Annotated in this window: 7 protein-coding genes; 4 read left to right on the top strand and 3 right to left on the bottom strand. The window is 57.6% G+C overall.

The annotated features are described in order from the left end of the window. Positions 1–8: 8 nt before the first annotated feature. The gene (locus DVJ77_RS14185; protein ID WP_114846169.1) at positions 9–1,529 is read left to right on the top strand and encodes a DHA2 family efflux MFS transporter permease subunit; all 1,521 of its coding nucleotides are present in this window, start codon (positions 9–11) and stop codon (positions 1,527–1,529) included. Between the two features lie 45 nt (positions 1,530–1,574). Here the strand turns inward: DVJ77_RS14185 and DVJ77_RS14180 are convergent, their stop codons facing one another. Beyond that, positions 1,575–2,102: an acyloxyacyl hydrolase gene (locus DVJ77_RS14180; RefSeq protein WP_114846168.1), complete on the bottom strand. Its 528-nt coding sequence runs from the start codon at positions 2,100–2,102 to the stop codon at positions 1,575–1,577. A 252-nt stretch (positions 2,103–2,354) separates the two neighbouring features. Between DVJ77_RS14180 and DVJ77_RS14175 the strand changes: the two genes are divergently transcribed. Further along, positions 2,355–2,948 (top strand): DUF2239 family protein, encoded by a 594-nt coding sequence (locus DVJ77_RS14175; RefSeq protein ID WP_114846167.1) that lies wholly within the window; start codon positions 2,355–2,357, stop codon positions 2,946–2,948. 159 nt (positions 2,949–3,107) lie between these two features. After that, entirely contained in the window at positions 3,108–4,505 is a 1,398-nt protein-coding gene (locus DVJ77_RS14170) for an MATE family efflux transporter (RefSeq protein ID WP_114846166.1), read from the top strand. A gap of 69 nt (positions 4,506–4,574) precedes the next feature. Here the strand turns inward: DVJ77_RS14170 and DVJ77_RS14165 are convergent, their stop codons facing one another. Together DVJ77_RS14165 and DVJ77_RS14160 are read right to left on the bottom strand one after the other, a co-directional pair. Continuing rightward, positions 4,575–5,705, bottom strand: a complete 1,131-nt coding sequence (locus tag DVJ77_RS14165) for an acyltransferase family protein (protein ID WP_114846165.1) — start codon at positions 5,703–5,705, stop codon at positions 4,575–4,577. A 735-nt stretch (positions 5,706–6,440) separates the two neighbouring features. Beyond that, positions 6,441–9,455, bottom strand: coding sequence for a TonB-dependent receptor (locus DVJ77_RS14160; protein WP_114846164.1), 3,015 nt, complete (start codon positions 9,453–9,455; stop codon positions 6,441–6,443). Positions 9,456–10,385: 930 nt separating this feature from the next. On the opposite strand from DVJ77_RS14160, the gene DVJ77_RS14155 reads away from it, so the two are divergent. Then, entirely contained in the window at positions 10,386–13,157 is a 2,772-nt protein-coding gene (locus DVJ77_RS14155) for a TonB-dependent receptor (RefSeq protein WP_380038604.1), read from the top strand.

The raw sequence follows: 13,157 nt of genomic DNA, 5'->3' as shown, positions 1-13,157 counted from the left end.
AGGCCGCCATGAGCACCGAATTCCGTCCGCCCAATCTGGCGTTGTCCACGATCGGTTTGTCGCTGGCCACCTTTATGCAGGTGCTCGATACGACGATCGCCAACGTATCGTTGCCGACCATTGCCGGCAATCTTGGCGTCAGCTCTAATCAAAGCACCTGGGTTATCACCTCGTTTGCGGTGAGCAACGCGATTGCCTTGCCGCTGACCGGCTTTCTCACGCGCCGCTTCGGTGAAACCAAGCTGTTCGTATGGGCGACCCTGCTGTTTTCGCTGGCCTCTTTGCTGTGCGGTATGGCGCAAAGCATGGGCATGCTGATTCTGTTCCGTGCGATCCAGGGCGCCGTGGCCGGGCCGATGTATCCGATCACGCAGAGCCTGTTGATCTCGATTTATCCGCCGGCCAAACGCGGCATGGCGCTGGCGTTGCTGGCGATGGTCACGGTGGTGGCGCCTATTGCCGGTCCGATCCTTGGCGGTTGGGTCACGGACAACTATTCGTGGCCGTGGATCTTCTTTATCAACGTACCCATCGGCATCTTCGCCAGCATGGTCGTGGCCAATCAGATGAAGGGTCGACCGGAGCGCACCGAGCGTCCGCGGGTGGACTACGTCGGCCTGATTACCTTGGTACTCGGCGTGGGTGCGCTGCAGATCGTGTTGGACAAAGGCAACGACGAGGACTGGTTCAACTCGCAGTTCATCGTACTCACCAGCATCGTCGCGGTAGTCGGCTTGATCGTGTTCCTGATCTGGGAGCTCACCGACAAAGATCCCATCGTCAATCTCAAGCTGTTCCGGCATCGCAACTTTCGCTTCGGCACCTTATCGCTGGTGCTGGGCTATGCGGCGTTTTTCGCTATCGCTTTGCTGGTGCCGCAGTGGCTGCAGCGAAACATGGGCTATACCTCGACGTGGGCGGGCCTTGCCACGGCACCGTTGGGCGTCTTGCCGGTGCTGCTGACACCATTCGTGGGTAAGTACGCCGGTCGGTTTGATCTGCGCATGCTCGCCTCGATCTCTTTTATCGTGATGGGCGCCACCTCGTTCATGCGTGCGGATTTTTTCCCCGGCGTGGATTTCGGTCACATCGCTTTTGTGCAGTTATTGCAGGGCCTGGGCGTGGCGTTCTTCTTTATGCCGGTGCTGACCATCCTGCTATCGGATCTGCAGCCCAACGAGATTGCCGCGGGCTCCGGCTTGGCGACTTTCTTGCGCACCCTGGGCGGTAGCTTCGCGGCCTCGCTGACTACGTTTTTGTGGGACCGCCGCGCGACCGTTCACCATGCCCAGTTGACCGAGCATGTAACGCCCTACGATCCGGCTACGGTGGCGACGATGAACGGTATTGGCGATCCACAAACCGCCGCAGTAACGGTCAATCAACTGATTACCCAGCAGGGTTATCACATCGCCTTCAACGAAGTGTTTCATCTATTGGGCTGGATTTTCTTCAGCCTGATCTTGGTGGTGTGGTTGGCTAAGCCGCCGTTTGCGGCAAAAGCTGGCCCGGCGGCAAGCGGACATTGATTCCGTTTCACTCTCCCTCGTTGTCTACGAGGGAGAGTGAAGAGCCTAGATATCGAAAGCCAGCCCTACCAGCGCCGACGTCTCGCCACGATTGGGATCGTGCAAGCCACCGTTCGAAATATGACGGATCTGAAAGCTCCAGCGTTGCCCTTGCCAGCCCACGGTGTTGACGAATTGGCCGGTGCTGCTCAGCGCTTGAGAGCGGCCGCTCAGCAGGGCGCCCTGAAACGAGTAAAACAGCGGGAAATACCAATCGCCGGGTTCGCCGTAATGCAGGCGCGCGCCACCGGCGACCAGCCAGATCGCGGTATTAGTGCCAAAACGGCTATAGCGGAAACGATCGATATGGCGGCTGTCGATCCAGCCCAGCGATACATCCGGCGACCATCTGAAACGACTGTCGCCGATGCGATGCGCGTCAAGCAGGACCTCGACAAAAGCACTATTGGCACCGTAGCTATCCATATAACTACGGCCACCTTGTATCTCGATGCGGGCGGCAGCGGCGGGCAGGGTGGCGCCAATCAGGCTGATTGCGAGTGCACCGCGGGAGAGTAGAGAGGGATAAGTCATGGTGAGGCCCCAGGGGTGGAGACTCCGTTTATGTACTCAAAAGTTCAAATATCAAGGTGACGCTTGCATCGGCTAGATCAGAGCAGCCTTGGGCTATTCTGCGCTTTCAGAACCGGTGTGCAAGCCAGCTTACTCCGTCTTTATCGCTGAAATTTGCCGCATGTGGTGGGATAAATATTTTACCCGGCACTTATTGACAAGGATATTCAGCCGGGTAGAATGCCTCGACTTTCAGCCGGGTAAAACACTCCCATGCAAGCACATAGCAACGTCACCTGCACCGCCTTTGTCGGGCACCGCCTGATTGCCTCAGGACCGCTCAGCGAGGTCGTGCTGGCGACCAAACAGGCGCTCGATGCCGCTGGCGATGAGCCGGTGCTTATCTTTAACGATCGCAGCAGCCGGCAAGTCGAGATCGATTTTCGCGGCACACCGGGCGAGGTGCTTGCGCGACTAAGCGACGATACGACAGCCCCGCCCGCAGCGCGCGGACCGGGCCGGCCAAAGCTTGGCGTGGTGGCGCGTGAAGTGACCTTGCTGCCACGGCACTGGGACTGGTTGGCAACGCAGCCTGGCGGTGCATCGGCGGCGTTGCGGCGCTTGGTTGAAGATGCCTCGCGCGGCAACAACAGCAAGGTCCGTGCGCGCGAAGCCAGCGAAGCCGTCGATCGCTTCATGCAAACCATGACCGGCGATTTCCCCGGTCATGAGGAAGCTTCGCGTGCGTTCTGGCGTAAGGAGGCTGCGATGTTCGAGGCGGTGACCGCTCCATGGCCGGTCGATGTGCGCGATCATCTGCGTCGACTGGCGGCCATGGCTTGGGACGAAGCCAGCGGTACGTCGTGAGATCTCAAAAAAAAGCGCCAGGACACCACTTCCTGGCAACTCTAATTCTACTCGTCTTCCGGCCCGTGCTGGAGTGGCAAGAGAGCTATTCCGATCGCTGAATCAGCCCTCGTAAGATCAGGCCCCCCGTAACACCACCACATCGCGGAAAAACCATCCATGTCTGCCCCAGCTACCCGTCGGCCCGTGCTGACCGAAGGCCCGATCGCCCGTACCTTGCTGATGTTCGCCCTGCCGATTCTCGGCAGCACGGTGCTGCAGTCGTTGAATGCCTCGGTCAATGCGATGTGGATCGGCCACTATCTCGGCGAATCGGCATTGAGTGCGATCAGCAACGCCAACCTGATTTTGTTTCTGCTGCTCAGTGCCGTGTTTGGCATCAGCATGGCTTGCACGATTCTGATCGGTCAAAGCCTAGGCGCGCGCAATATCGCCGAAGCCAAACGCGTGGTCGGCACCAGCGCGAGTTTCTTCATCGTCGTCTCGGTGGTGATCGCCCTGCTCAGCTATATCGGCACGCCATGGTTGTTGCAGCGGCTTGGCACCCCGGTCGATTCGCTGCCCTATGCGGTGCCGTATCTGCGTGTGATCTTTATCGCGTTGCCGTCGATGTATTTCTACAGCTTTCTGATGATGAGCTTGCGTGGCGCGGGCGATTCGCGCACACCATTTTTGTTCATGGGTATCTCCGTGTTACTGGATATCGGACTCAATCCGCTGCTGATGTTCGGTATCGGTCCGTTTCCGCGCATGGGCATTGCCGGTTCGGCCATGGCAACGCTGATCGCTCAAAGCCTGACCTTGTTCGCGCTGCTCGGTACCTTGTATGCGCGCAAGCATTTTCTGCGCCTGACCGGCGCGGAGCTGCGCTATCTCAAGCTCGATCCGCAGATCTTGCGCACATTGATATTCAAAGGCTTGCCGATGGGCTTGCAGATGATCGTCATTTCATCCTCGGCGATGCTGATGATGCGTCTGGTCAACAACTACGGATCGCAGACGACCGCGGCCTACGGCGCGGCCAATCAGCTATGGAACTATGTGCTGATGCCGGCCATGGCGATCGGCGCGGCGGTATCGTCGATGGCGGCGCAAAATGTCGGCGCGCAATTATGGGATCGCGTGAATCGCATCGCCCGCATCGGTGTGCTGTACAGCCTTTTGCTCAGCGGCGGGCTGATCGCGCTGATTTGCATCTTCAATCGGAGCGCATTGAATCTGTTTCTGCCCGGCGACGGCGACGCCATGCAACTGGCCCGGCACCTCAACATCATTGCGGTGTGGTCCTACATGTTTCTCGGCGTCACCTTTGTCTTGTTCGGCGTGGTGCGTGCCACCGGTGCGGTATGGCCGCCACTCATCATTTTGTTCGTGACTACGTGGCTGATCCGGCCGCCGTTTGCGCTAACGATGATCCCTGCGTGGGGGTCCGATGCGATCTGGTGGAGCTTTCCTCTGAGCGCGATGATTTCGATGTTGCTGGCGGTGGCGTATTACCGATGGGGTGGCTGGCGGGATGCGCGGATGTTGAGTGCGCCGATTGGGGCTGCCAAGTAGCTTGCTTCGCTGAGATCCAGCGGATGGCGTGCGTATGCGGCTATTTCGATAGCCGCTGTGCTCTTACCGTCAGTCAAACCCAGGAAGAGGTTGATCTTCGGCGGTGCTGCCGACGCCTTTCCTATGTCGATGCATCGTGGACTTCAATCGCGAATAAACCTTACGCGGAAGCGATTTGAGAGAGAGCATCGGTTTTTCGATGGCGTACCAAGAGAACGCCGCCAGGAGAAGAGCAAGCGGCCAGGCGATAAGCGCGTTTGCCAAGGACGAGATGCCGGGAATGTGGTGGGCTATCGCTTGTTGAACGGGGAATCCCCAAAGGTATAGGCCGTACGAATAGTCTCCGAAACGGTTATAGCCATACCAGGGTATGTTGTAGGCAAACGCAAATACGAAGCTGGCCAACGCGACCGCCATTGCAAATGGGTAAAGACCACTGTCACGCAGGAGCCAGGCCAAGGCGCTGGCCGCAAAGACGACGGGCCAGCCGATATACACCCACTGCCGATTGATAAAACAGAAGGCACCCAAAGCAAAGTAGGCCGCGAGCTGGACAAAGTCCGGCAGCGGAATCAGTGGAATAGTGGAAGGCCTTAGCAGACCCCAAACACACAACGCCACGATCAGAATGTTGAACAGGTACTTGCGCGCCAGAATGCCCGATACCCCGACGATCGCCACCCACAAATACATCCGCACCTCGGCTGGCAACGTCCAGATCGACCCGTTGACTGCACCGTGCACCTGGTTCCCGGTAAACACGCCAGGAAGGTTGAAAGCGAGATTCTTCCCAAGCTCAAGGTTCTTCATGACGTAGTGCATGACCTCGGTCGCGCGCAGATAGTCGCGAAGCGGGAGTTCGGTGAAGATGGCCCCGAGCAAAAATGCCGAGCCCAGCAAGCAGAATGCGTAGGCGGGGTAGATTCTCAGAAAACGCGCCCATAAAAAGCTGGGCAAATGACCGCGGCGAAGGTAGCTGCCGGTAATCATCAAGCCGCTTATGACGAAGAACGCGTTAACCGCCAGGGTACCCGAATAGACGCCCCAGCCAAGCCAGGTGAACAGGTCAGGCAGCGCAGTATTTCCACTAATCGCCGCACTATGCCCATAGATCACCATGCTCGCGGCAAGCAAGCGAAGTAACAGGAAGTTGTCCTGATCTTGGTTCAACGCATCGGCGAGTGTTCTTACTCGAAACATAGTGTCGTTGGGATGGTGAGCGGGTCACGCATAGTAGCGGGGGCTTTGCGCATGTAGGCATATCGGCAACAGAGATCAGTAAGCAACGCAGAACGCCGCATCCTTGCAGCTTTCTAGCAAACGGATCGAGTAGTGCGTGGTCTGCGCACTCGCCGACGAATGAGATGGTGAGGCAGCGTAGCTCCCTCCCCTGCTAGTCCCGAAAAGGGGACTCCCATCGGTCGCAGGGAGGGTTGGGGAGGGGTAAAGGCTTGCGGCAAGGTTGCACCCCCTCCCAGCCTCCCCCTGCAAGCAGGGGCAAAAGCAACGCTCGCAGCTTTTGACCTTGTTTTTGATTTTGACCTTGCTCTTGACCTTGGGGCCCCTGTGCGTCGGTGAGGGTCGGACGACAAGGCCCGCAGGGGACTCGGCATGGATGCCGAGTCCTTTTCGCCAGTGCATGGATGCACTGGCGAAAAGCCCGGCCGACCCTCACGCACCCGAAGGGCGACGCGCGGGGTGGCCTTCTCTTTGGTTACTTTCTCTTGGCCACTCAAGAGAAAGTGACTCGGGCCCCGGCAGGGGTTCGAAAGCCCGCCGCAGGCGAACAACCTAGCCACAACAGCCATTAACAACACCAGATACCACAGCAAAAAAAGCACCCACAAAAAACGGCCGCCGTAGAACGCCTACGACGACCACTTGGGCAAAACACCGAATCACTTCAGCGCCTAAGGTCCCAACAATCACACAGCCCTACAGCGAAAAGTCATAACGCGCGCCGAGCTGAAAATAACGTGGCGTTTGGAAGGCCACCGGACGTAGATAGTCAATGTTTTGGCTTGGCAAGCCGGTCTTAGGGTTGAGCGCGGAGTTTTCACCCACCTCGATCACACTCAGCACCTGCTTCTTTGAAAACAGGTTGAAGACACCCAGGGTAAAGGCCAGCGGCTGCTCGTTGCCGGCCCAGCGCGGACGGTACTCGGCGTTCATATCCACGGACCAGGTCCACGGCAAACGACCTTTCGAGCCGCGCGGACTGGGTTTGAAATTGCACTCGAAGTACGAAGCGCCATAGCCGATCGAATCGACTGGATCGAGACCAATGCAATTCTTCGGTCGGCCCGAGGCAACGGCGAGATTTGCGCCGAACAACCATTCCGGCGTGGCCTGGAAATAGCCGAAGGCTTTCAACTGATGAGTGCGATCGTTAGGCAACGGGCCGTTGGTGTATTGCATGATCTCTGGCGCATCCCAGTCCTGAGTGACCGACGGATCGAGCTGACCGATGTCCGATTTCAATTGGCCTTCCGAATTGCCATAGCTGCGCGAAAAGGTGTAGTCCACGCGACCGTACCAGCGCTGATCGAACTGGTGCTCCAGGTACATATTCAAGGCGTAGTACTTGCGCTTGAGATCCGGGAAAGCCACGCCGTTTGGTGTAGTGAAGTCGTCCTTGGTCAGCTTGAACGGCACGTAGTTGCCCTTGCCGCTGATGTCTACCAGGAACTCGTTCGATTGCCCCGGATTGAACAGATAGCAGCCGGCAATACGCGCATTGCTGATGTCGATGCCGTTGCGATCGGCGTATTTCTTGAACGGCCGATCGTCGCAGAAATCGTCGATCGAACTCTTCAACTTACGCACCGTGGCTTTGGCGCCGAAGCTCCAGTTGCTGTTGATCGCCTTGTCGAAACCCAGGATGTACTCATCCTGGTAATAGGCTTTCAGGTTTTGTGCGGCGACCGAACGCGGGTCCGGGGTCACGCCATCTTCGCCATTCAAATAAAAGCGACTGCCCAGAGGAGCCAAGTTGAGCGGCTCACCGTTCGCGGCCACGCCGTTATAAGCGTAGTACTCGCTGTAATAAGTGGATGCGGAGGCGCCGCGAATGGCGACGTTCGACGGCACCGCGAGATGGTAGCGGCCGGCATTGGCATAGAGCTTGAAGCTGGAATCGCCGAACACATCCCAGGTGACGCCCAGGCGTGGCGCTAGCTGGTGGCGTTGTTTGACATAGACCTGGCCGGCGCCGTTGAGATTCTTGAACTGCTCGTTGCGCAAGCCGAGGTAGGCCATCCAGCGATCGCTGATCTGCCAATGGTCTTCGATGAACTGTGCAGCCTGCACGACTTTGACCGTGGCGCCGGTTTTGAACAAACGCTTTTCGACCATGTACAGCGCGTCTGGAGGCGGGACAATATCGGGTCGACCTCGTATTTCACCGGCGTCTTTGTAGATCCAGCGATAACCGCCTTCGTATTCATTGCCGGCAGTCGATTGCAAGGTCTGCGTATCCAGGCCGGCGCGCAAACTGTGTGAGCCTAGCTTGTATTCCGCATCCAATCGCCAGCCGCTCGTCTTGTCCTGCGCACCCTTGCCGAGCACGGTGCGATTGACCAGGCCGCAGCCGACGATGGGCCTGCCGGCGCCATCGCGCGCATCGAGAATCCACGGACAATTCGGATCGGAGGCGTAAGCGAGATTGCGCACATGCTCGGTCTTACTGGTGCCGTACAGCGCGTTGACCGTCAGATCATCGGTGAGATAGCCGGTGTATTTGCCGATATACACATCGCCGCCTGGGGCAGAGCCCGGACCCGAATCGAAGTTCTTGGTCTTGTCCGAACCAAGGTAATCCGTTGCCCGCCCGACCGCGTAGTCGTACTTGTAGACCTGACTGTCGACACTGGTTTTGTCCGACAGACCGGTAAGCTCGATCAGATGGTTATCACTGATGTTCCAGTCGATCTTGGCCAACCATTTGGTCGCCTTAGAGTCGTAGCTCACTTGCTGCGGCGTGGTGATCGGTTCGACCGTCTTGCCGCTGGTGCCAGTGAAATCGCCCGCCGCATAGAAAAATAGCTTGTCTTTGATAAGCGGGCCGCTGACATAACCGGTGTACTGCGTCGACGAACTCTTGTTATCGCCACGCGACTGGTAAAGCCTGCCATCGGTGTAATAAATGCTGCGCGGCGAGTCGCGTAGATACTGCGGAATCACATAGGTGCCTACGCCGCTTTTCCATCGGTTGCCGCCGCGCTTGGTGACCACGTTGATGACACCGCCGGTGGAGCGGCCGTACTCAGCGCCATAACCGCCGGTATAGATCTGCTGCTGGTCGATAGCGTCGTAGGGCAGGCTGGTGAAGCCCAGGCCGGTGAGCGCATTGGTGACCGCGTAGCCATTGATGTAGTACTGATTTTCAGAGGCCGACGAGCCGCCGAACGAAGCCACATTGCCGTAACGCGAGTCGCCGGAGATAACGCCCGGCGCCAATAAAGCAGCCGCGGTGACATTGCGTGCCAATGGCAGCTTCTGCAATTGCTCGGAGGTCAGCACCGTGCGCGAATCGACCGCGGATACATCGATCGCCGGCAACACGGTACCTGTGACGTGAATGCTTTCCAGGTTCTTGGCCTGTCCGGCCGTAGCGACGGTGAAAGAGACGTCGGTACCGGAGCCTACGTTGACTTGCACGTTGTCGCGGCTTTCGATGGCGTTGCCGTTCTTTTGCAAGGTGACTTTGTAGCGGCCGACCGGCAACGAACCCGCACGATAACGGCCATCGGCTTCTACGCTGATGTCACGACTGAAACCGGTATCGAGGTTCTGGATTTTTACGTGGCTGCCAGGTTCGGTCACGCGACCAAAGATTGCACCGGAAGCGTTGGACTGAGCCATCGCGGCATCGGCGAAGTTAAGACTCAAAGCCGCCGCGAGCGCGGTGTGGCGCCACGACGGTGTCCGTGTGTATTTTTGGATCGACATCGATAACTCTCCCCGAAGCGGTTCAAAGCAGACGAGCGCAGTGGCGCCCAATGGCGAAGCGCGGGCTTACGACGGCTTAGCTGCTTGCACCGGATAAACCGCCGTGGCATCCCTCCGTGCCTCGGCTGTTTTCGTAAGTTCTCGCGATCCGCCCGCCGACCTTAGGGGGCATGTAAAGAATAAGTCAACAAAAAAACCAATGACCTTCATGGCGTTGTAACGTCGACGCGGCATCGCGACGGCGTTGCACTTCGCCTGTAAAATTTTACGAAACCAGATAGTTGCTGCCCAAAGGCACCGACTGGCCCGCGCCATGGGTGTGGATATCGATAGCTAAACGGATGCTTAATGGATGAGCGAATTTACTTGCGAATTGGATGCTCGTCCTGGCACCGAACAGGAGCGTTGCAGCGACTGATCGGGCGGCCACAAACCGGTTTAGTGATGCCTTATGGAACCACCGCGGGCAGTCACGATGCTTGCCATCTCCATCCCCGCACCCCTTGGCCCATCAAGGAAGTCAGTGCTTATTAAAGCGCAGAGCTTTGGCTTATTACCGTCTAATCAAGTGGTTTGTTGCACCACCGCATTATCTAGAGGTGTAACTTTTTTGTCTCAAAATTAATCCAATGAGAAAGCTTTCCAGATAACCTTCTTGAAGCTTGCATATAACTTGCGCGAAGCTTGCGATTATTAATCGCAATAACTTAAATATCAATGTTTTTAATGATATAGGCCATCATCAAGGGCATGAAAACAGAAGTCATATAACCGCCTATTCATGCTCGCAGTTAATGGCCCTAATTACGCAGACCACTATGATTTTTATGTAAATGGCGCATACCATCCGTTGGGGCAAATCATTTCGCCCTATGCATCGCAAGGATGCTGGAATGACTTCGGGACATTCATTCTTTGGGGAGAGGTGAAGTGAACTTCAAGACAACGACATTGCGCGACTCGATCGTCGTCGCGCTGATAGCAGGTTGTGCGGCATTCGCCAGTACGGCGACAGCGCAAGAAACAGCTAAAACCCTGGACCGCATCGTTGTTACGGGATCCAATATTCCACGCATCGATACGGAAACGGCTTCGCCGGTCCAGGTGATTTCGCGCCAGGAAATAGAGCGCAGCGGCAAGGCGACCATCGCCGAGTATTTGCAGACGTTGACCTCCGATGGCGCCGGCTCGATTCCGAAAACCTTCGGTAACGGCTTTGCCGGTGGCGGTACCGGTATTTCGCTGCGCGGCCTCGGCGCCGGCTCGACTCTGGTGCTGTTGAACGGCCGGCGCATGGCGCCGTTCGGTCTCGCCGACGATGGACAAAAGGTGTTCACTGATCTCAGTACGATTCCGATGGAAGCTGTCGATCGCATCGAAGTGTTGAAAGACGGCGCCTCGGCGATTTACGGCTCGGATGCGATCGCCGGCGTGGTGAATGTCATCCTACGTAAGGATTTCACTGGAGCCGTGATAAAGGGCTCTTATGGCGTGTCCGACTCGGGTGACGGCAATCAGTGGAAAGGCTCGATCACCGCAGGCATGGGCGATCTGGCGAAAGATCGCTACAACGTTTTCTTCAGCCTTGAAGGCACCAAGACCGAAGAGATGCTGGTCCGCGATCGTACTGATCGCGATTGGATCGGTACCGGCGACTTGCGTCCCTGGGGCTACAACATCACGAGCAGCCAGAATCTAGCCGGTGCGATCACCGGTGGCGGCACCGTTGCAAGCAGTTCGCCTGTGGGTTCAATCCGCAATCCGGCAACCGGCATTTATAAGTCGCTGCCTGGCTGCTCGACGTTTTCTCAGATTACCCCGGTCGATCCGGGCGGCGGCTGCCTCTGGCAGGCCGGTCAATTCCGCTCCCTGACGCCGAACGACAAGACCATCAACTTCTTCGTACGTGGCAGCTATGCCCTTTCCGACCACGCCGAGTTGTACAGCGAGTTTGGCTATTCGAACAAGCAAACCAAGTTTCACACCACGCCTTCGGGCGTATCGGGTACCTGGGGATATCCGGGCGGGCCAGTCAATGCCAGCAGCGGTCCAGGTGCCGTCGTGCTTGGCGCCAACCATCCCGATAATCCGCTAGGTGTGCCGGCCAGGCTGCGCTATGCCGCATTCGACGTCGGCCCGCGCACCATCCTTACCGACAACGATTTCTATCGTTTCCTGGTGGGTATCAAAGGCAGCTTTGGCGAGTGGGATTACGACGTCGGCTATTTGCACTCCGAAACCAGCATGACCAATGAGCGGCATAATTTCCTGCGCTATAGCCATGTCAGAACTGCACTGACCGATCCCAACAGCCCGGTCGGCTACTGGCGCATCGGTCAAAACTCCTATCTGAATAGCCGTGCGCTATACGACTACATCTCACCGGCTATCCAGGCCGATGCCGCCAGTAAGCTGGACTCTATCGATGGCCGGGTGTCGCGTTCGCTGATGGATCTACCCGGCGGCTCGCTGGGCCTGTCGATCGGTGGTGAATATCGGCGTCAATCCGTTTCGTTGTCGCCACAAACGTATACCGATATCGGCGACATCATCGGCCTTGGCTTTTCTTCCTATCGCGGTGTGCAGCAGGTCGGGGCCGCCTATGTGGAATTGGTGGCGCCGGTCTTGAAGACGGTGGAGTTGTCCGCCGCGATGCGTGTGGATGCCTACCGGCACGGTGACAGCTCGACCACGCCTAAAGTGGGTATCAAATGGACGCCTGCCGAATGGGTCGCGCTACGTGCTACCTATGCGGAGGGCTTCCGCGCGCCGAACCCGGCCGAGTCGGGCAAGGGTGGCCTGGCTGCCTTTAGCAACGCCCAGGACCCGGTGCGCTGCCCGAACGGTACGCCGGTACCTGGTGGCATTGCCACCCAGGCTGATTGCAACGCCGCCATCGCCATCATCACTTCGCCCAACCCGAACTTGAAACCCGAGGAATCGAAGAGTTACACCTTGGGTCTCGTATTGGATCCAACCCCCACCACCTCACTGACCATCGACGCTTGGCGGATCAAGCGCAGCAACGAAATCAACCAAGGTGATACGGCGGCGGCGATCTTAGCTGGCAATGTGACACGCAGCGATAACAACCTGCCTGGCATCCCCAATAGCGGCACCCTGATGGCGACGAGCGTCGGCTATATCAACTCCGCTTCCACTACGGTACGCGGTATCGACCTTGATGTGCGCCAGCGCTTTGAAATGGGCGAGTACGGCCGCTTAAGGCTTGACCTGCAATGGAGCCGGGTCAACTCGTTCGAGCGCAAAGATCAGGGCATTACCCGGCAGTACGCCGGCACGCACGGCAATTGCGATACCACCAACTGCATCGGCACACCTAAAGATCGCATCAACTTCGGCGCGACCTGGGACATCAATACCTTTACCTTCGGTGCGGTAGTGAATTACATCGGCAGCTTTAAGAACATCCGCTTCAAAGGCGATGTTTGCGCCAACACGTTTGCCGATGGCTCTCCCGCTCCAAACGGCTGCAAAATCCCTTCGTTCTATACGGTGGATCTAACTGGCCGCTGGAAGCCAGCCGAGGCATGGGAGATCTTCGGTTCGATCCAGAACGCGTTTGACAAGACTGCCCCGCTGGACCCGTTGACGTATGGCGCCATGGGTTACAACCCGCTGCATTCGAGCGGTGCCATCGGCCGGTACTACACGATCGGTGCCAGGTACGCGTTCAAGTAA

The organism is Dyella tabacisoli, from assembly GCF_003350925.1.
GTDB lineage: Bacteria > Pseudomonadota > Gammaproteobacteria > Xanthomonadales > Rhodanobacteraceae > Dyella_C > Dyella_C tabacisoli.
This window is presented reverse-complemented; position numbering and strand designations above follow the sequence as displayed.

Excerpts from the sequence above, each read along its gene's own strand:
- DVJ77_RS14185 (WP_114846169.1), top strand. The coding sequence starts at position 9 with ATGAGCACCGAATTCCGTCCGCCCAATCTGGCGTTGTCCACGATCGGT.
- DVJ77_RS14180 (WP_114846168.1), bottom strand. The coding sequence starts at position 2,102 with ATGACTTATCCCTCTCTACTCTCCCGCGGTGCACTCGCAATCAGCCTG.
- DVJ77_RS14170 (WP_114846166.1), top strand. The coding sequence starts at position 3,108 with ATGTCTGCCCCAGCTACCCGTCGGCCCGTGCTGACCGAAGGCCCGATC.
- DVJ77_RS14165 (WP_114846165.1), bottom strand. The coding sequence starts at position 5,705 with ATGTTTCGAGTAAGAACACTCGCCGATGCGTTGAACCAAGATCAGGAC.
- DVJ77_RS14160 (WP_114846164.1), bottom strand. The coding sequence starts at position 9,455 with ATGTCGATCCAAAAATACACACGGACACCGTCGTGGCGCCACACCGCG.
- DVJ77_RS14175 (WP_114846167.1), top strand. The coding sequence starts at position 2,355 with ATGCAAGCACATAGCAACGTCACCTGCACCGCCTTTGTCGGGCACCGC.